Origin of the sequence: Micromonospora sp. LOL_014 (assembly GCF_048060245.1) — a bacterium.
GTDB lineage: Bacteria > Actinomycetota > Actinomycetes > Mycobacteriales > Micromonosporaceae > Micromonospora_E.
Map to the genome: position 1 here is coordinate 129,844 of NZ_JBHMIP010000007.1, position 19,185 is coordinate 149,028.

A 19,185-nucleotide genomic window follows, 5' to 3' on the forward strand; every position below is an offset into this window, starting at 1 on the left:
GGTTCCGGACCGCCGTGCAGCCCGCCCATGGTCGCACCGGCCGGCCCGGCTGATGATCCACCCGGCGGCACCGCCCGGCAGGTCCAGCCCGACCTGCCAGGCCGCACCGGGCGCGGGCCGCAGCCGTCGAGCCCGGGCCGGCTGACGCAGTGTGCCGCCGGCGACGGTGAACTCGTCGGCGAGCCCGCGCAGGAAGGTCCAGACGCCGAAGGTGGCGTACCGCCGGCCGGGCTCGGTGCGGTGCACCGGGGCGAACAGCCGCGCCCGGTGCGCGGCGTCGCCGTCGGTGACCAGCCGGCCAGGCCGGCGCCGACCACCAGCACGTCAGCTGACGGTTCGGGGCCATCGCCGGTCGGCGGCGGACAGTGCATATCCGAACCGGGCTCCTTCCAGCACGGCGTGCGTCAGCCGACGTGGCGCCAACGCGTCGCCGACCACCTGACATTCGAGGTCCGCCGGCAGCGCGGCGCGCAGCCCGTCGTTCGCGGTACGACCGTGCGCGACAATCACCGCACCGGCGTCGAGGATCGACCGGTGCCCGGTGAACAACTGCTCCACCTCGACGGCCCCGCCGGACCACCGGTGCACCCGGGTCATCGGGGCGAACCCCACCGCCCGGCCGTACAACCGACGCAGCACCGCCGGTCTGGTCCGCTGATCCAGATCGGGTCCGATGTCGACACATTCGGTGCACACCCGGACCGGCCAGCCCTCCCCGGCCAGCAGGTCGGCGGCGAGCAGCGGCTCGAGATGCCGCTCGGCACCGCCGACCACCAGCACCGGTGTGCCCGGCGGCGGTCGACGACCGACCAACAGATCCATCGTGGTCAGTACTGGTTGGTCGGTAGGGAAGCCGGCCGGGCCCGACCGGCCGCCGGTGGCCAGCACCACCAGGTCCGCGTCGAGCAGGTCGGGGTGGTCGGCGGTGGCGGTGGTGCCGGTACGCAGGACCACCCGCCCGCCGGCGGGAGACGGCCGGTCCAGCAGCGGGGCCAGCCGCCGCTCGAGCCGGTGCAGCAGCGGTGCCCAGTCGGCGAGCAGTGGCGTACCGACCAGGTGACGCAGTGCCCCGCCGACCATGTCGGCGGCTTCGATCAGGGTCACCTCGGCTCCGGCCGCCGCGGCACCGACCGCCACCTCCACCCCGGCCGGCCCGGCACCGACGACGGCGATCCGTCGGCGGGCAGGACGGTGTCGGACGAGAGCCGGACCGGCCGGTGCTTCGGCGGGCAGCGGGTCGAACTCGGCTTCCCGGCCGGCAGCCGGATTCGCCGGGCAGGAAAACGGCACCCGTACGCACTCGTTGCAGGCGACGCAGCGGACGATGCCGGCGTCGTCCCCACTGACCGCGCGCCGGGGGAAGGTGGGGTCCGCGATCAGCGCCCGGGCCAGTCCCACCAGGTCGGCCGCGCGGTCGGCGACCAGGCCACGGGCGATCGCCGGGTCGGTGATCCGGCCGGAGACCAGGACCGGCACGTCGACCACGGCGCGGACCTGCCGGGCGGTCGGCGCCGCCGGCGCCGGTGTCACCAGCCAGGATCCGGTGTACGCGGTGGCCGGCCGGCCGTCGCGCAGGCCGTCGTGGTTGCCGAGCGACAGGTTGACGTAGTCGACGAGATCGGCGATCCCGGTGGCGATTGTGGTCACCCCGGCGGCGTCGATCCCGCCCGGCACCTCCTCGCCGGCGGTGAGTCGGACACCGAGCAGCGACCGGTCCCCCAGCTCGGCGCGCACCGCGCGCAGGATCCGGCGGATCAGCCGCAGCCGGCCGGCTGGGGAACCGCCGTACCGGTCGGTGCGCCGGTTGTAGTGCGGGGACAGGAACCGGTTCAGCAGGTACCCGTGGCCGGCGTGCAGTTCGACGCCGTCGAACCCGGCAGCGACGATCGCCGTGGCGGTGGCGAGGTAGCCGGTCACCAGGTCGTCGATCTCGGCCACGGTGAGCGCGTGCGGGACGACTCCGGTGTCGTCGCCCCGTACCTGCGACGGGGCAAGGGCCGGTTGGAAGTTGTCCCAGCCGCGCTCCGCGCCCGGGTGATGGATCTGGCCGACGGCGAGCGCCCCGCCGCGGTGCGCCGCGTCCGCCAGCCCGACCAGGTGCTCGTGCGCCGCCGCGAGCAGCACCTGGCGGTGCCGGGGGTCGCGGACGTGGAACGAGACCGCGTCGGGGTCGACGTAGCCGTCCGGGTCACCGGGGCATGCCTCCAGCGGGTAGACCGGGTTGGCGTACACCCCCTGGCCGGCCGGCAGCACGATCATCGCCACCCCGCCGGCGGCGCGCTCGGCGACGTAGCGCCGAAGCCGCCGGGGTGGCAGCCGGCCGAGGTGCGGGGTCATCACCATCCGGTTGCGCAGCCGGTGCCGGCCGACGGTCAGCGGTGTGGCCAGCGGGTCACCGCCCGGCCGGCCGGTCACGCCGGCAGCAGCGTCTGCAGCGCGACTCCCAGCCCGCCGTCGACGGCGATCACCTGGCCGGTGACGTAGCGGGCGGCGTCGCCGAGCAGGAAGACCACGACCGGGGCGATGTCCGTTGCGGAGCCGGTGCGACCGAGTGGTACGGCGGCACCGCGGCGCAGCGCGGCCTGCGGGTCGCGGCTGCTGGCCGAGAAGTTGGTGCCGCTGACGATGCCCGGTGCGACCGCGTTCGCCCGGATGCCGTCCGGACCCCATTCCAGCGCCATCTGCCGGGTCAGGGCGATCACCGCTGCCTTGGCGGCGTTGTAGGCGCCGGCGCCGGGTGCGACGTGGATGCCGCACAGCGACGAGATGTTGACGATCGCGCCGCCCGACGTCATCGCGGGCAGGGCGGCCTGGCTGCAGTAGAGCGCGCTGGCGCAGTCGATCCGCATGATCGCGTCCCAGTCGTCCGGGCTGACCGACCGCAGTGCTCCGCCGCGTACCACGCCGACGTTGTTGACCAGGCCGGTGAGCCGGCCGAGCCGGTCGACGGCGGCGGCCACGACGGCCGCGGCGGACCGTGGGTCTGCCACGTCCCCGGCGACGGGGTAGGCGGTGCCGCCGGCGGCGACGACCGTGTCGGCGGTGGTCTGGGCGGCGGCCGGGTCGAGATCGTTGACGGCGACCGCCGCGCCGGCCGCCGCGATCTGCCGGGCGGTCTCCGCCCCGATCCCCGATCCGGCACCGGTGACCAGCACCGCTCCGTCCGCCTGTGTTGTCATCCCGACCTCTTTTCTCCGCCGCCCGACGGTCCGCCGGACAAGCTCATTCGTCGATCGCCAGCAGTACGTTCTTGACCCGACTGAACTCCAGCAGTCCGGCGAGCCCGCCGACCTTGCCGTAGCCGCTCTGTTTCACCCCGCCGAACGGCGCGAACGGCCCGGCGGGCGCGCCGGCCCCGTTGACCCCGACGTTGCCGACGACCAGCGCCGAGGCGACCCGCATCGCCCGGTCGACGTCGCGGGTGTGCACGTAGCCGGCGAGCCCGTATCGGCTGGTGTTGGCCGCCTCGACCGCCTCGGCTTCGCCGGCGAACCGGCAGACCGACAGCACCGGGCCGAAGATCTCCTCGGTGGCGAGTTCGCTGTGCGGGTCGACGTCGGAGAAGACGGTCGGGGCGACGTAGTAGCCGTCGGCCAGCTCACCGCCGAGCCGGTGCCCGCCGAGCACCAGGTCACCGGTGTTGTTCTCCCGGGCCCGGTCGATAATCCCGACGACCCGCTCGCAGGCGGCCGCGTCGATCAGCGGCCCCATCTGGGCGGCCGGGTCGAACGGGTCGCCGACGGTGACCGCCCGCAGGCCGTCCAGCAGCCGGCCGAGCACCTCGTCGTACACGTCGTCATGAACGAACATCCGGGTCGGGATGGTGCAGCCCTGGCCGCTGTTGGCGGTGATCAGCAGCGCGAATCGGCAGGCCCGGTCGAGATCGGCGTCCGGGAAGACCAGCGACGCGCTCTTGCCGCCGAGCTCCAGCAGCAAGGGCTTGAGCGTCGGGGCGGCCGCCGCCTGGATCCGGCTAGCCGTCGCCGGACCGCCGACGAATCCGATCTTGTCGACCTCGGGGTGGCGGACCAGGGCGTCGCCGACCGCCGGGCCGCCGGGCAGGACGTTGACCACCCCGGGCGGCAGTCCGGCCTCGGCGCAGAGTCGACCGAACCGCAACGCCGCGAACGGGGCCTGCTCCGGCGGTTTGACGATGACCGTGCATCCGGCGGCCAGTGCCGGGGCGACGGTGGTCTGGATGTTGGCCAGCGGATGGTTCCAGGTGAGGATCACGCCGACCACGCCGACCGGTTCCAGCAGGGTCAGGTCCAACGCTCCGGGCATCCGCAGCGCGTCGCCGGCGGCCTTGTCCAGCCAGCCTGCGTAGTAGTCGAAGAAGGTCTGACCGGTGGTGTAGCGGCCGTACGACAGGGCCGCCGGAGTGCCGACCTCGAGCGCGTTGATCGCGGCGAGGTCGGCGGCGTTGGCCCGGATCAGGTCGCCGAGGCGGGACAGTACCTGGCGACGCCGGTCGGTGGGCCAGCTGCGCCAGCCGGGGGCGGCGGCCCGGGCGGCGGCGACCGCCTCGTCGACCTCGACGGTCCCGGCCAGGGCGAAGCTCTGCTGAACGCGGCCGGTGCCCGGGTCGACGTGGTCGCGTCGACCGCCGGTGCCGGTATCGCGCCACCGTCCGTCGATCAGAATGCCGGGGCGTAGCAGGCCGGCCGGGTCCGCCGGTCGGTTGATCACCGTCATCGACGGCCGCCGGGGGCCGGGATCGGTGTCGGGTCGACTGACAGCATCACGATCACCTCACAAGCGCTTGCTTGGTGGCCGACATTACCGCATCCCGCACCGTCGCGAAACCCGTGGTCAGGCCACCGGCCGGTACGCCGTCACGCCGTCCGCCCGGTGCGACACCACCCGACCCTGCTCGACCAGCAGGTCCAGATGCAGCGCCGTCTCGTTGACCGCCAGCATCCGGTGGTACGGCGGCAGATCGTCGAGCTTGCGGCGACGTCGCGTCCAGGGCAGGGTCCGCGCCACCTGATACGCGGTCCGCGCTCCGGCACCGACCGCGGCCGCCATTTCGGCCAACCGGTCCCGGTGATGGGCCAGCAGTTCGTCCACCCGTCGATGGACGCTGTCGCCCACCGGCCCGTGCGCCGGCAGCAGCAGCGCGTCCGGCAACGCACGTACCGCCCGCAGCGACTCCAGGTACCGGCCCAATGGGCGGTGCGCCGCCACCGCCTCGAAGCCGACCGACGGGGTGATGCCCGGCAACACGTGGTCACCGGCGAAGAGCAGCCCGGCCTGCGGGTCACGGAAGACGTAGTGCCCGGCGGTATGGCCCGGAGTCGGCAACGCCCGCAACCGGCGGCCGGACAACGCCACCTCGCGCTCACCGGACAGCCACTCGTCCGGCGGTTGCCAGTCGAGTTCCGGCTGCTCCGCGTCGGCGGTCAGCCGCTGCACCTGGTCGGCGAGGTCGGCGGCACCGGCGGCGCGCAGCTGGGCCAGTGGGGCGGCGTACGGCTCGTCGGTGCCGGCCGCCATGAACTCCAGGCTGGGCCGCTCGCCCACCCCGAGCACAATCGGCACCCCGGTTTCCTGCCGGATCGCAACCGCCTGCGAATAGTGGTCCTGGTGGATGTGGGTGACCAGGAAACGGCGGATCGCGGCGAGGTCGTGCCCACGGTCACCGAGCGCCGCCTCGAGGGCCTTGCGGGCGGCCGGCACCGCCCAACCGGCGTCGACGAGCACCAGCCCGGCGGCGTCCTCGATCGCGTAGACGTTGACCGCCCGCAGCGCGTCGTCGGGCATCGGCAGCGGAATCCGGTACACCCCGTCCGCGACCGGGTGCGCCCCGGGCGTCATCCAGTCCGACACCGCCGCCATCGGGCACCCCCTCGTGCTGGCCAACCGGCCACCGACCATACCGGTCGCTTGCTTGGTTGCCGGTGGTCCCGCTCACCCGTCAACGGTGATCGTCCACACATGGCGCGGGTACGGCGGGTCAGTAGCCGCGCCACGCCGCCCGGCTGTAGGTGAGCACCCGGGGGTCCAGCAGCGTCGACGCTTCGACCGGCACCGGACCCCGGTCCGGTGGAAAGACCTGCGCCGCCCGCAGCACCTCGGGCGCCAGGAAGCGCAGCGCGGGCGCCTCCGCCGGCACCTGCGGCGTCGGCACCGGGCCGGCTCCCTCGCCGTCGGCGACCGCGAGCAGGAAACCCCAGTCGCCGAACGACGGAACATCGACGTGGTACGGCCGGGTCGTCCAGCCCGACTGCCGCACCGACGCCTCGATGCACCAGAAGGCACGTGGCGCGAAGTACGGGGACCCGGCCTGCACCACCATCCTGCCCTGCGGACCGAGGGCCTGCCGCAGGAGCGAGTAGAACTCCACCGAGTAGAGCTTCGCCGTCGCGGTCTGGTCCGGGTCCGGCAGATCGACGACGACCGCGTCGAAAACGCCTGGTGCTCCGCGCAGCCAGGCGAACGCGTCGGCGTGCACCAGGCGTACCCGCGGATCGTCGAAGGCCGCATTGTTGAGCGCCCGAATGTCCGGCTCGGCCCGGGCCAACGCGACCACCGCCGGGTCCAGCTCGACAACCGTCACCGAGGTGACGTCCGGGTAGCGCAGCACCTCGCGCAGCGCCAACCCGTCCCCCCCGCCGAGCAGCAGCACCCGGTCCCGCCGACCGGCCAGCACCGGATGGACCAACGCCTCGTGATAGCGGTACTCGTCCACCGAGCTGAACTGCAGATCGCCGTCGAGGTACAGCCGCAGGTCGAAGCCATCGACGACCGGCGACACCGCCCGGGTAAGGACAATCTCCTGGTATCGGCTGCGTTCGGCGTGCACCACCGGATCCCGGTAGAGCTGCTGCCGCGCGGTCACCTCGAAGTCCGCCGCCACCAGGTAGGCACCGGCCAGCGTCGCCATCACCACCGTGGCGGCGAGCGCGACCCCGGCCCGGCCCCGCCGGCCGAGATCGCCCCGGAAAACCGTGCCGACCAGCAGAATTCCGGCCAGCGCGTTCACCGCGCCGACCAGCAACGCCCCCCGCAGTTGGCCGAAGAACGGGATCAGCAGGAACGGAAAGGCCAGGCCGCCGAGCAGGGCACCGACGTAGTCGGCCGCGAACAGGTCGGCGACCGCGCTGCCGGCCGCCTGCGCCCGGATCCGCTGCAGCAGCACCATCAGCAGCGGAATCTCCGCCCCGATCAGCAGCCCCAGCACGAACGCGGTCGTCACCAGCGCGGGCGCATAGAGGTCCAGCCAGGCGAAGGCGGCGTACAGGCCCAGTACCGACAACCCGCCGAGCAGCGCCAGGGTGAGCTCGACCGCAGCGAAGGCCACCACCGCGCGGTGCTGCAGCGGCTTGGCTGCCAACGCGCCGACGCCCATCGCGAAGACCATCACGCCCAGCACGATCGACGCCTGGCCGACGGTGTCACCGATCAGGTAGCTACCCAGGGCGACCAGCGCCAACTCGTACACCAGGCCGCAGGCCGCACAGACGAAGACCGCAGCCAACACCGCCGGCCGGGCCAGCCGGGCGTACCGGCGGCCGGTGCCGGCACCGTCGTCAACCGGTGCCGGCACCACGACCGCCGACATCAACCGACCACCGACGACAGCTGATCGCCGACATCAGCTGATCGCCGCCGCCACGATGGCGCCGGTGGCAAGGTGAATGGTCGCGCTGACCCAGACCGCCGGGTGCGGCTCCCGATCCACCAGGGTGTCCCCGAGGCGGCCCGGGGTGACCGCGTCCAGCAGCACGAACGACACCGCCATCACCAGCAGGCCGAGCAGCCCGTACCCGGCGGTGCCGACCAGGCCGGTGACGAAACTGTTTTCCCCGGCGGCGATCGCCGCCACGACGATGGTGCCCACCGCGAACAGGTTCGAGGCGAGCAGCACGGTCGCGTTGCGGTTGCGCTGCGCCCAGATGAGCTCGTGCAGCTTGCCCGGGGTGACCAGGTCGACCAGCAGGTAGCCGAGCGCCATCAGGACCAGACCCACCCCGGCGTACGCCAGGGTGAGCAGCAGATCGACGAACAAATCGCGGAACATGTGCCAACTCCAGGTGGTGGGATGGGGTGGTTACTTGCCGGTGCCGGGACCGCCGCCCCGGATCGTGCTGCCGCGTTGCCACTTCCACGAGTTGCCGACGACGGAGCGGTACCGGGGGTACGCGGTCGTCATGCGTTCCAGCAGGATCAGCGAGCCGGCGGCGATCGGCAGGATGACCACCGAGTCGTCGCCGTAGCGCAGGTAGTAGCGGTCACCGACGGTGTACTCGTCGGCCGGGCTGAACGCCCGGGTGAGCTGCTGCGCCACCTGGCGCGGTGGCAGATCGGAGCGGTACCCCTCGGCGTCGGAGCCGATGTCGTCGACCACCGAGCGGGCATAGCTGCGCTCGACGTAGCCGCGGGCGGAGAAAGTGCCGACGGCCAGCCCGCAGCACGACACGATCACGCCCACCAGAGCGAGGACCACGCCACCGACAATCCACTTGCGGGAAGTCACCGTACTGTCACCACCGTCTCGGTCTCGACCAACTCGGCTGTCTGCGGGTACGCATGCCAGGTGCGCCAACTGATCCGCGCACCATCGATCCGGGTGTGCAGCGCGGTGAGGGCGTCCGGGCTGCCCGGGAAGACGCCGACCAGGGCGTGCGGATCACCGGTCAGCTGCCGGCGGAGGCGGTCGGCCCGCCCGGCGAACTCGCCGGCCGACAGCCGAAGCGCTCGCGCGGAGAACCGGTAACCGTCATCCGCGTCCACCACCGCCGGCAGATCAGGCGGGTGACCGGGCAGGCAGGCGAGCGTCTCGACCAGGTCATGGCCAGCGGTACGCAGCACGACCTGATGCGAGGCCCCGAGCAATCGCAGGCGCAGCAGCCCTGCCGGCTGCGAAGCGGACGGCCGCGAACCGGAGCGGGCGCCGCCGCCAGCGCCCGGCAGGGGCAGCTCGAGCACGTGCAGGGCGGGTCGCTCGGCCAGATCGAGCGCAAAGCTGAGCTCCGCCGCGCTGGTGTCGACGTACGGTGCGTCCAGGGCGACCAGCATGTCAGACCTTCCCGACGGTCGGTGCCTGACCAGCGGACGGGTAGATCATCACCTCGGCGCGGTGCAGCACCTCGCCGAAGCCGACCTCCCAGCGGCCCGAGTCACCGAAGCCTTCGAAGGACAGCCGGGCGTTGTCCGGGGCGGTGTAGTCGAAGTAGCGCACGTAGCCGCTGGGGATCAGCCCGGTCGCCCCGGTGCTGGTGAACCGGGCCTGGCCGGACTCGTCGAGCCGGTATCGGCGCCCAGCGACGTCCACCACCGCCGGGCCGGGCTGCAGGTGTTGCAGGTCAGGACCGGCCGCCCGCCACAGCACCAGTTCCAGGTCGGGATCGGACTCGACGGAGAGCCACAGCTTGTCGCCCCGCGCGTCGTCGAGGAAGTGCTCGCTCCAGGTCCAGCTGCCCTCGGCGAAGTGCAGGCTGCCGCGGACCGCGTACGACTGTGCCCGGATCTCCACGATGTCACCGGGGCCGACGCGACGCGGATCGCCACGCAACGCGTCGGTGTCACCGGTGTGGAACGGGTCGACCGGTCCCCCACCGGACCTCTTCCGAGAGCCACCGGCTCGGGTCCGGGTCTGCCACACGGCGATCGCCGCCATCACCACACCAGCCGTCGCGATCAGGCATCCCAGCCCGGTGACCAGGTAAGCAATGGTCCCGTTCATCATCGCCGCGTCCTCCGTACATCGCACCGGCCGACGACCGTAACAAGTGCGCGCACGTCACTCGCAGCTAGCGCGACTAAGTGACGGGTCAGCGACCGAACGCAGCGACTCTCACCGCAGATGTGTGTCGAACCAGCCGGCGGCGTCGGCGGCGACTCGGTCCAGCGCACCCGGCTCGGCGAACAGGTGACCGGCGCCCGGCACCACTCGCAGTTCGTGCGGTGCCCGCAGGTCGGCCGCAGCCGCCGCGTTGAGCTCGGCGACCTGCGGATCAAGCTCCCCAACCAGCAGCAGGGTCGGTGCCCGTACCTCGGCCAGGTCATTGCCGGCCAGTTCGGGCCGGCCGCCCCGCGACACCACGGCACCGACCCGTTCCGGCCGGGAGGCGGCGGTACTCAGCGCCGCCGCCGCGCCGGTACTGGCGCCGCACAGTCCCACCGGCAGGCCGTCGAGTTCCGGCTGCTCGACGGCCCAGTCCACCACCGCGGTCAACCGCCGGCTGAGCAGGGCGATGTCGAAGCGCAGGTGGGCGGTGGCCGCGTCGATCTGCTCCTCCTCCTTGGTCAGCAGATCGGCCAGGACGGTCGCGAGGCCGGTCGCGTGCAGCCGGCCGGCCACCGTCCGGTTGCGTGGACTGAGCCGGGAGCTGCCGCTGCCGTGGGCGAACAGCACCACCGCCCGGGTACGGGCGGGCACCACCACGTCCGCGTCGAGCGCGACGTCACCGGCGGGGACGCGGGTCGCAGTGTCCTGAGCCACCGGCGCCGGGTACCCGGCCGACGACCGATCATGCCTGCGACCTGACGCTCGACTGTGCGCCCGGATCGCCCCTGCCTGCCGGGATCCGGCTCACCCGGTCACCGGACCGACCTGGTGACCGACCGGTACGCGACGAGCAGTGCCCGCGCCTTGAGCATCGTCTCGTCGTACTCGTCGGCCGGGTCGGAGGCCAGCACGATGGCACCGCCGGTGCCGACGGTAAATCCGTCGCCGGTCAGCACCGCAGTACGGATCACGATGCTTAGATCGGCACCGCCGCCGAGGCCGAAGTAGCCGAGAGCACCGGAGTAAATTCCCCGGGCCCGCTGCTCCAACCGGTCGATGATCTCCATTGTGCGCAGCTTCGGCGCACCGGTCATCGACCCGCCGGGGAAACTCGACCGTACGCAGTCGACCGCGCCTACCGACGGACGCAGCCGCCCTTCGACGGTGGACACCAGCTGGTGCAGTGTGGGATAGGTCTCGGTGGCCAGGAACCGGGGGACGCGCACCGAACCGACCTCGCAGACCCGGCCGAGATCGTTGCGGAGCAGGTCGACGATCATCAGGTTCTCGGCTCGGGTCTTGGGTGAGCTGGCCAGCGTACGACGTAGATGGTCGTCCTCGTCGGCGTCGTTCGCGCGGGCCGAGGTGCCCTTCACCGGGCTACTGTCGACCCGGCCGTCCGGGCGGATGCGCAGGAACCGCTCCGGGGAGGAGCTGGCCACGGCGACGTCATCCAGCCGCAGGTACGCGGCGTAGGGCGCGGGGTTGATCCGACGCAGCGTCCGGTAGTAGGCCAGCGGGTCCGCGACCGGTGGCAGCCTCAGTTGGTTGGTCAGGCAGATCTCGTAGCTCTCGCCGCGGCGCAGCTGGGTGCGGGCCTCGTCGACGTCGGCGAGGTAGTGGCTGCGGTCGCGGGCGGGCGACACCCAGCGCCACAGGTCCGTCCCGGCGTCCGGTGCCGACGGCCTGTCAAACGGCCCGGGCCGCACCGACGACGGCACCGCGCGCAGCCGGGTCGCCGTCACAGCCAACCAGTCCCGGGCGGCGCGCTGCCCGACGTCGTCGATGCTCAGCGCCACCAGGTAGGTGCGCCGGCGCAAGTGGTCGACGGCGACCAGCCGGTCGGCGAAGATCCAGACCGCGTCGGGGGTGTCGGCCCGGCGGGCGGTGGTGGGCGCACAGTCGGCCTTCATCTCGTAGCCGAGATAGCCGACGTAGCCGCCGGCGAAGTCGAACGGCAGCTCGGCTGGGGGCAGCCGCCGCCGTGCCAACCGCTGGCGCAGCACGTCGAGTATGCCGCCGGTCTCCTGTTCAACTGGACGGTCCGGCCGGCGCACCTCGATCCGGCCACTGCCGATCCGGTAGCTGAGCACCTCGGCCAGCGGCCCGTCGGCGGCACCGAGGAAGGAGAACCGGGAACGCCCGGCCGCGACGTCGGCGCCGTCGAGCCAGTACGCGTACCGTGCGTCGGCGTACAGATCCTGAAAGGCCGCCTCGGTGTCGATCTCCGCGTCGAGGACCGTCACGTCGCGCCGCCAGCCGGGGCCGGAGGCCCCAGCATCGGAGGTTGCAGGATCGGGAGCCGCAGCGTCGGGAGTCGGCTGCCGGGGTGTCACCGACGCGGTGGCGGCACGGCGCGGCACGGCCGCCACCGGACGGGCGGCGGCGGTGGCAGTGACAGGCCCGGTGGCCCGGGCCAAGGCCAGGAAGTTGCCGACCAGGTGGGCACCGTGTTCGCTGGCGATCGACTCGGGATGGAACTGCACGCCCCAACGGGGCAACCGACGGTGCGTCAACGCCATCACCGTGCCATCGGCGGCCCACGCGTTCACCATGAGGTCCGCCGGCACCGGCTCAGCCACCCGCAGCGAGTGGTACCGGACCGCCGCGAAATCCTGAGGTATGCCGGCGAACAGTCCGGCACCGGTGTGTCGCACCCGGTCGATCAGACCGTGCCGGGCCCTCCGCTGGTCGACCCGCGCGCCGGCGTGCAACGCGATCGCCTGGTGACCGAGGCACACCCCGAGCACCGGCAGGTCACGACGGCGGTCGAGCAGTTCCCACCCCCAGCCGAGGTCGGTCACCCGGTGGGGCCGACCTGGGCCGGGCGAGATCACCACGCACTCCGCGGCGAGCCGGTCGACGGCGGCGAGCCGGGGGTCGTCGTTGGCCAGCACGGTCGGCTCGCTGCCGGCGACCGCCGCGAGCAGCTGGAAGAGGTTGTACGTGTAGGAATCGTAATTGTCGACCAGCAGGATCCGCACCCGCTACCTCCCACCGCGTCACGGCACCGGCCGATTGTCCACCTTCGGCCGGGAGCGTGTGGCGCGGTAGCCGACCTCCGCCGGCCCTAGCCCGGACCGGCATGGCTCACCCGTCGGCCCCCGGGGTGGTGTCACCGACCAGTCGTTCGACGGTCGCCGGCGCGTACACCTGGGCGCGGCCGACCAGCGCGACGATCAGCGGAGCGAGAACCGCAGCGAGGCCGAGGACCGCGGCCTGTTGTGCCTCGGTGAGCGGCAGACCGAACGCGGTCACCACGCCCAGCAGCGCAGTGACCGCAGCGGTGATGCCGCCCACCGACCACAGCGGTTCGGAACTGCCCGGATTGGGAGTGACGGTCACGGGAAACCTCCTGGTCGAGCGGACACCACGAAGACGCGGCACCGGGCCGGGAGGTTGACCCGGCCGGTCGACGGGGCCGGACGCCCGCCAGGCGGCTCCAGGACGGTGTCCGGCCAAGAGTCGGGGAGGATACCGAACCGAACCGCGCTTACCGGATGGGTTATCCGACGCGGGCCATTCCGCCGTAGCCGAGCTGCCGGGACGGCGTCTGTGCGTCCACGTCGAGACCCGGGTCCGGCCGCCAGTCCGCCATCAGGGTCACACCGGGCTCGACCAGCTCCATGCCGTCGAACCAGGAGTGCCACGGGTCTGATACTCCAACACTTCTTCGGCGCGGACCGCGACATCGGCGCTGACCTTGCGCCGTACCAGATGCAGCGCCGACTCCAGTCCGGAGGCGATGCCGGCAGCAGTCACCAGGATCACCGTCGTCGACCACCTGGGCGTTTCTTCACCAATCCGCCACGGCGACGGCGGCTCGGCCGCCGCTCGACGTCGATTGTCCGGTCCACGGCTTCCTGGCGCTGCTGTGGTGGGCGTGGTGTTCGCAGCTGATGCTCGCCAACCGGATCCGACTCGGCGAGGGCATCGCCCCGCTGGTGATGTTCACGGCGACGGCAGCGGTCTTCATCGCCGCGTTGACCATCCCGCAGGCGTTCAGCGACAAGCCGAGCGGCCTGCCCGGTCCGCTGCTGATGGCCGGCTGCAGTCCCGCCGGTCGCCGCGGGCGGCGGCGATGCACGTACGGTTGGCCCACGAGGCCCGCGAGTCGGCGTGGCGACAGCGCCGCTACCGCTGACCGGCAGGTGCTGCGCTGGTCAGTGCGGGTCGGCGACGGTGAGCACCAGCAGCAGCTCGAACCGGCGGTCCGGGTCATCCAAGTCGTCGCCGAGCAGCGTCCGCAGCCGCTTGAGCCGGTAGCTGACGGTCTGCGGATGGACGAACAGCTCGGCGGCGACCGCCGACCGGGACCCCCAGTGCCGCAGCCAGCTGTGCAGCGTACGCAGCAGTCCGGCGCGCTGGGTGGGCGGCAGCGCGCCGAAGGGCGCCAGCCGGCGGCCGGTCAGCACCGTCAGCGCGTCGGGGTGGCCGTGCAGCGCCAGCACGGTGAGGTGGTCCTCGACGAAGACGGCGGTGCGGTCGACGGGACCGCCCTGGTCGGCTCCACCGGTCCGGACTACGGTCGCCGCGAGTTCGGCAAGTCGTACCGCCTGGGGCACCTGCGGCCACGGCGACGCCGGGCCCACCGTGGCCCGCCAGCCCTGCAGCGCGTCGGCCAGCACCGGGCGGGTGGCCCGGGGGCCGGCGCGCAGCAGCAGTACGGCGTCGCGGCCCCGGTCGACCACGATGCCGTCGGTACCGAACCGGAACCGTGCGTCGCGGGCCTGCCGGGCCGGCAGCACGACCGGCAGCACGGTGGCCAGGTCCCGCCAGCCGGCCCGGGCGGCGGCCGCCGCCACGGTGGCGGCGCCGGCTCCGCCGACCAGCAGCAGTTCGCCCAGCTGCCGGCGGGCCCGGTCGCCCTCGCCGGACTGTTCGCGCAGCTGGCGGGCGAACCCGTCGGTGCCGGCCGCAGCCAGCTCGTCGACGAAACCGGTGACCGCGTCGGCGCAGTCGGCGAGGGCCTCGGCGTCGACCGGGCGCACTGTGGCGAGCGCCTGACCGACCTGACGCAACAACAGTCGGCCGGCCACCCGCAGGGCGGCGAGCAGTGCCTGGGGGCCACGGTCCTCCCGGGCCTCGGCCGCGCCGAGCGCGACGAAGACCTCCCGCTCCCGGGGCGGCAACGCCGGCTCGGTGGTGCCGACCAGGTCCAGAAAACGCTGGAGGGCAACGTCGACCGCGGTCCGGACATCGGCCCGGAACTTCGGGTCGTCGATCCCGACGAACTCAGGGGTCAGCTCGGTCACCGCGGCGGCCACCGTGTCGACCACCGCCGCCAGCCGGGGCCGCATCGCCGGGGCCAGCTCGGCGGGCAGCCGCTGCCAGGGGGTGACGGTCACTGGGCGGGCTCGCACCTCGCCACTCTGTCACGTGATGATAATTCAGTGAGACTGCGACCCAGGGCAACGGGTTGCTGAGGGCACACGCAGCCCGAATTTGTCACGTGGTGATAGTCCGGTCGCTGTTTTCCGCTGCCGGCGGGACGGTGTCCCAGCGCCGGCCGACGGCGAGGATAGGTTCTCGCCGCGACCCCTCCCTGGAGGACCGGAGGACCCGCATGGACCACCACACTTCCCGCCGGCACGTCGTCGACATGTGTCGAACCATGCTGGACCGGGGCTATCTGAAGGCTACCGAGGGCAACGTATCGGTCCGGGTTCCGGGGCACCGGCTGTACGCCGTCACGCCGAGCAACTACGACTACGACCGGATGCGGATCGAGGACATCTGCCTGGTCGACTTCGACGGTACGCACATACCCGACGGCACCGGTAGTGACCTCGCGCCGTCGATCGAGGCCGGGATGCACGCCAACATCTACCGGCAGCGGCCCGACGTCAACGCGATCGTGCACACCCACCAGCCGTACGCCTCGGCCCTGGCGTTCCTGCGCCGTCCGATCCCGGCGCTCACCGACGAGCAGGTGCGCTTCCTCGGCCGTCAGGTGGCGATCGTCGACTACGCCCCGTCCGGCACCGGGATGCTGGCCCGCAACGTGCAGAAGAAGGTGGCCAGCGGCGACAACGCGTTCATCATCGCCAACCATGGGGTCGTCGCGCTGGGGACCGACCCGGACCGCGCGGTGTTCAACATGGCGCTGCTGGAGAAGGTGTCGATCGCCTATCTCCTGGCGTTGACCAGCGAAGCCGGCAAGGTCTACACCATCCCGACCGCGATCCGGGAGGTCGCGTTCACCAAGCTGCGCGCCGACGAGAAGCGGATCGCCGCGCAGCTCACCGAGGCGGTCCCGCCGGTGCGGGTGCCCGCCGATGAGCAACTGCCCAGTGCGGACGCGGTGGCGGCGGCGATCGCCGCCGCCGGGCCCCCGGTCGCCGACACCACCACCGCGCAGCTCCCGGGCAGCGAGTCCGCGCGACTCGGCTACGCGATCACCGAGTACCTGGACGTCGACGACACGATGCGCCGGCTCAAGGCCCTGGTCGCCCAGCCGGTACGCGGGCTGCGCCACGACGCGATGCTCGACGTGCTCGGCTACTTCAACGACCGGTGCCGGGCCAGCAAGGAGATCACCGACCGGGCGAAGCGCCGCATCCCGGGCGGTGTGCAGCACAACCTGGCCTTCAACTACCCGTTCCCGTTGGCGGTCGACGCCGCCGACGGCGCCTACCTGACCGACCGCGACGGCAACACCTACGTCGACTTCCTGCAGGCCGGTGGCCCGACGATCCTGGGCAGCAACTACCGCCCGGTCAACGAGCAGGTCGCCGCGGTGGTCAAGGAGTCGGGGCCGGTGACCGGGCTGTTCCATGAGTACGAGCTGAAGCTCGCCGAGATCATTTTCCGGTACCTGCCGCACATCGAGATGTACCGGTCGCTCGGCTCCGGAACCGAGGCGGTGATGGCGGTGGTCCGCGGTGCCCGCGCCTTCACCGGCAAGCACATGGTGATCAAGGTCGGTGGGGCGTACCACGGCTGGTCCGACACGATGGTGTACGGGCTGCGGGTGCCCGGCACGTACCGGATGAACGCCAAGGGCATCCCGTTCGGCGCCACCGCCAACACGCGGGAGGCGTTCCCGCACGATCTCGGGGCGTTGCGCCGCAAACTGATCGAGAACCGGGTCCGCGGCGGCACCGCTGCGGTGATCGTCGAACCACTCGGCCCGGAGTCCGGCACCCGCCCCGTGCCACGTGACTTCAACGCCAGGGTCCGCGCGTTGTGCGACGAGTTCGGCGCGCTGCTGATCTTCGACGAGGTGGTCACCGGGTTCCGGGTCGGGCTCGGCGGGGCGGCCGGCTACTTCGGTGTCACCCCCGACCTGACCGTGTTCGGCAAGGCGGTCTCCGGCGGCTACCCGATGGCCGGCGGCGTCGGCGGGCGGGCCGACGTGATGGCTGTCTTCGGCGCCGGACTCGACGGGCGCGGCGGGACACACATCCAGGTCGGCGGCACCCTGTCGGCGAACCCGCTGTCCTGTGCGGCCGGCTATTTCGCGATCGCCGAGATGGCCCGGACCAACGCCCCGGTGATCGCCGGCCGGGCCGGGGACCGGCTCACCCGGGGACTGCAGCGGCTGATCGACCGGTACGGTCTGCCGTACGTGGCCTACAACCAGGGGTCGATCGTGCATCTGGAGTGCAGTGGCGTCATGCTGCTCGACATGCGCAACCCGATCAAGCTGCTCAGGGAGAACAAGTCCCGCAAGCGGCTGATGGAGCAGATGGGTGCGGCGTACACGGCGCACGGCGTCATCACCCTGGCCGGCTCCCGGATGTACACCTCGATGGCCGACACCGACGAGGTGATCGACACCGCGCTGGACCGGTTCGACCGGGTGTTCGCGCAGGTGGAAGGGGTTTGACCCGGTGCCGGCCGTCCCGCCGCAGGTCCTCGCGATCGACCTGGGCACCTCGGGGATGAAGGCCGCGCTGGTCGCCGCTGACGGTACGGTGACCGGCTGGGCGCAGCGCCCGGTGCCGCTGCTGGTGCTGCCCGGCGGCGGTGCCGAACAGGACCCGCATGCCTGGTGGACGGCGCTTGCCGAAGCGGTCGCCGACCTCGGCCAGGCCCACCCGGAGCACCTGCGCGCGGTCACCACCGTCTGCTCGTCCACCCAGGGCGAGGGGACCATCGCGGTGGACGCCGCCGGGGCGCCACTGACCCGCTGCATCACCTGGTTGGACATGCGCGGCGCGGCGCACCTGCGGCGGCAGTTCGGCGGCTTCCCGGCGTACGGCGGGATGTCGGTCCGCCGGATCGTGCGCTGGCTGCGGTTGACCGGCGGGATGCCGTCCACCACCGGCAAGGACCCGGCCGCGCACATGCTGCTGGTCCGCGACACCATGCCCGAGGTGTACGCGCGGACCGCGACCTTCCTCAACGCGCTGGACTGGATCAACCTCAAGCTCACCGGCCGTACAGTGGCTACGGTCGACTCGATCCTCACCTCGTGGGTGACGGACAACCGCCGACCCGACCGGGTCCGCTACTCTCCCGCCCTGGTCGCCGACTGCGGCATCGACGCGGACAAACTGCCGCCGATCGTGGCCTGCACCGAGGTGATCGGCACGTTGCACCCGGACGCCGCCGACCACCTCGGTCTGCCGCCGACCGTCCAGGTGGTGGCCGGGGCGATCGACACCACGGCGGCGGCGATCGGCGCCGGTACCACCGCCGACGACGACCCGCACCTGTACCTGGGCACCTCGTCGTGGATCGCGGCGCACGTGCACCGGAAGAAGACCGACCCGGTCGCGCAGATCGCCGCCGTGCCGTGCGCGATCGGCGACCGGTACCTGATGACCGCGCTGCAGGCCACCGCCGGGGCGAACCTGACCTGGCTGAAGGAGAAGATCGTCGAGTACGACGACCCGCTGGTCGGCGCCGGCCGCCTCGCCACCGACGAGACGCCGATCTTCGACGCGTTCGACGCGATCCTGCCGACCGTGCCGGCCGGCGCCAACGGGGTGCTCTACCTGCCGTGGCTGTACGGCGAACGCGCACCGGTCGACGATCCGGACCTGCGTGCCGCGTTCGTCAACATCTCGCTCGACACTAACCGGTCCGATCTGCTGCGGGCCGTCTTCGAAGGCGTCGCGTTGAACACCCGGTGGCTGTCGGCGGCGGTCGACCGGTTCCTCGGCACCCCGGTGGCCTCGTTGACCGTCACCGGTGGCGGCGCCCGGTCAACGGCCTGGTGCCAGATCTTCGCCGACGTGCTCGGCGTCGAGGTGCGTCGGGACCCGGACCCGGTCGCGGTCAACGCCCGTGGCGCCGGCTGGATCGGCGCGGTCGGCACCGGGCAGCTGACGTTCGGGCAGATCCCGGCGTTGCTGCGGACCGACCAGGTGTTCGCCCCGACGGCGGCGCACCGCGTCCGCTACGACGAACTCTTCGACGTCTACCGGGAGCTGCACCGCCGACTCGCCCCGGTGTACCGGCGGATGCCCGGTGGTGCACATCGGACCGATCAGCGAAGATAG

General features: G+C 72.4%; 17 protein-coding genes and 1 pseudogene. 3 read left to right on the forward strand and 15 right to left on the reverse strand.

All coding sequences use genetic code 11. The features are described 5' to 3' along the window. Positions 1–324: 324 nt before the first annotated feature. From ACFHW1_RS08565 to ACFHW1_RS08630, 14 genes are all read right to left on the reverse strand, one after another. Complete coding sequence (locus tag ACFHW1_RS08565) at positions 325–2,415, reverse strand: FAD-dependent oxidoreductase (RefSeq protein WP_416553346.1); 2,091 nt, start codon at positions 2,413–2,415, stop codon at positions 325–327. Continuing rightward, entirely contained in the window at positions 2,412–3,179 is a 768-nt protein-coding gene (locus tag ACFHW1_RS08570) for an SDR family NAD(P)-dependent oxidoreductase (protein ID WP_416553348.1), read from the reverse strand. The genes ACFHW1_RS08565 and ACFHW1_RS08570 overlap by 4 nt, the downstream gene beginning before the upstream one ends. A gap of 43 nt (positions 3,180–3,222) precedes the next feature. After that, the gene (locus ACFHW1_RS08575) at positions 3,223–4,695 is read right to left on the reverse strand and encodes an aldehyde dehydrogenase family protein (RefSeq protein ID WP_416553350.1); all 1,473 of its coding nucleotides are present in this window, start codon (positions 4,693–4,695) and stop codon (positions 3,223–3,225) included. A gap of 117 nt (positions 4,696–4,812) precedes the next feature. Continuing rightward, on the reverse strand, positions 4,813–5,838 hold the full coding sequence (locus ACFHW1_RS08580; protein WP_416553352.1) for an MBL fold metallo-hydrolase: 1,026 nt from the start codon (positions 5,836–5,838) through the stop codon (positions 4,813–4,815). A 118-nt stretch (positions 5,839–5,956) separates the two neighbouring features. Then, positions 5,957–7,564 (reverse strand): polyamine aminopropyltransferase, encoded by a 1,608-nt coding sequence (locus ACFHW1_RS08585; RefSeq protein WP_416615196.1) that lies wholly within the window; start codon positions 7,562–7,564, stop codon positions 5,957–5,959. A gap of 33 nt (positions 7,565–7,597) precedes the next feature. After that, complete coding sequence (locus ACFHW1_RS08590) at positions 7,598–8,023, reverse strand: DUF350 domain-containing protein (protein WP_416553356.1); 426 nt, start codon at positions 8,021–8,023, stop codon at positions 7,598–7,600. A gap of 30 nt (positions 8,024–8,053) precedes the next feature. Further along, a complete protein-coding gene (locus ACFHW1_RS08595; protein ID WP_416553358.1) occupies positions 8,054–8,479 on the reverse strand; it encodes a DUF4247 domain-containing protein in 426 nt (141 codons plus the stop codon). After that, complete coding sequence (locus ACFHW1_RS08600; protein ID WP_416553360.1) at positions 8,476–9,021, reverse strand: DUF2617 family protein; 546 nt, start codon at positions 9,019–9,021, stop codon at positions 8,476–8,478. The genes ACFHW1_RS08595 and ACFHW1_RS08600 overlap by 4 nt, the downstream gene beginning before the upstream one ends. Before the next feature lies 1 nt (position 9,022). After that, complete coding sequence (locus tag ACFHW1_RS08605; RefSeq protein ID WP_416553455.1) at positions 9,023–9,688, reverse strand: DUF4178 domain-containing protein; 666 nt, start codon at positions 9,686–9,688, stop codon at positions 9,023–9,025. Between the two features lie 111 nt (positions 9,689–9,799). Then, positions 9,800–10,447 (reverse strand): dienelactone hydrolase family protein, encoded by a 648-nt coding sequence (locus ACFHW1_RS08610; RefSeq protein WP_416553362.1) that lies wholly within the window; start codon positions 10,445–10,447, stop codon positions 9,800–9,802. A gap of 98 nt (positions 10,448–10,545) precedes the next feature. Further along, a complete protein-coding gene (pabB, locus tag ACFHW1_RS08615; protein ID WP_416553363.1) occupies positions 10,546–12,717 on the reverse strand; it encodes an aminodeoxychorismate synthase component I in 2,172 nt (723 codons plus the stop codon). 106 nt (positions 12,718–12,823) lie between these two features. Then, positions 12,824–13,078 carry a hypothetical protein gene (locus ACFHW1_RS08620; protein WP_416615198.1) on the reverse strand — a complete coding sequence of 85 codons (255 nt, stop codon included), beginning with the start codon at positions 13,076–13,078 and terminating at the stop codon, positions 12,824–12,826. Positions 13,079–13,238: 160 nt separating this feature from the next. After that, a complete protein-coding gene (locus ACFHW1_RS08625; protein WP_416615199.1) occupies positions 13,239–13,361 on the reverse strand; it encodes a hypothetical protein in 123 nt (40 codons plus the stop codon). Beyond that, positions 13,337–13,495: a hypothetical protein gene (locus tag ACFHW1_RS08630; protein ID WP_416615201.1), complete on the reverse strand. Its 159-nt coding sequence runs from the start codon at positions 13,493–13,495 to the stop codon at positions 13,337–13,339. The genes ACFHW1_RS08625 and ACFHW1_RS08630 overlap by 25 nt, the downstream gene beginning before the upstream one ends. 110 nt (positions 13,496–13,605) lie before the next feature. Between ACFHW1_RS08630 and ACFHW1_RS08635 the strand changes: the two are divergent. Further along, positions 13,606–13,758 (forward strand): annotated as a pseudogene (locus tag ACFHW1_RS08635) (low temperature requirement protein A); the annotation flags it as partial. Positions 13,759–13,896: 138 nt separating this feature from the next. Here ACFHW1_RS08635 and ACFHW1_RS08640 read toward each other — a convergent pair. Beyond that, complete coding sequence (locus ACFHW1_RS08640; protein ID WP_416567693.1) at positions 13,897–15,096, reverse strand: helix-turn-helix domain-containing protein; 1,200 nt, start codon at positions 15,094–15,096, stop codon at positions 13,897–13,899. Between the two features lie 203 nt (positions 15,097–15,299). On the opposite strand from ACFHW1_RS08640, the gene ACFHW1_RS08645 reads away from it, so the two are divergent. Continuing rightward, entirely contained in the window at positions 15,300–17,564 is a 2,265-nt protein-coding gene (locus ACFHW1_RS08645) for an aminotransferase class III-fold pyridoxal phosphate-dependent enzyme (RefSeq protein WP_416615203.1), read from the forward strand. Between the two features lie 4 nt (positions 17,565–17,568). Continuing rightward, positions 17,569–19,185 (forward strand): xylulokinase, encoded by a 1,617-nt coding sequence (locus ACFHW1_RS08650; RefSeq protein WP_416553375.1) that lies wholly within the window; start codon positions 17,569–17,571, stop codon positions 19,183–19,185.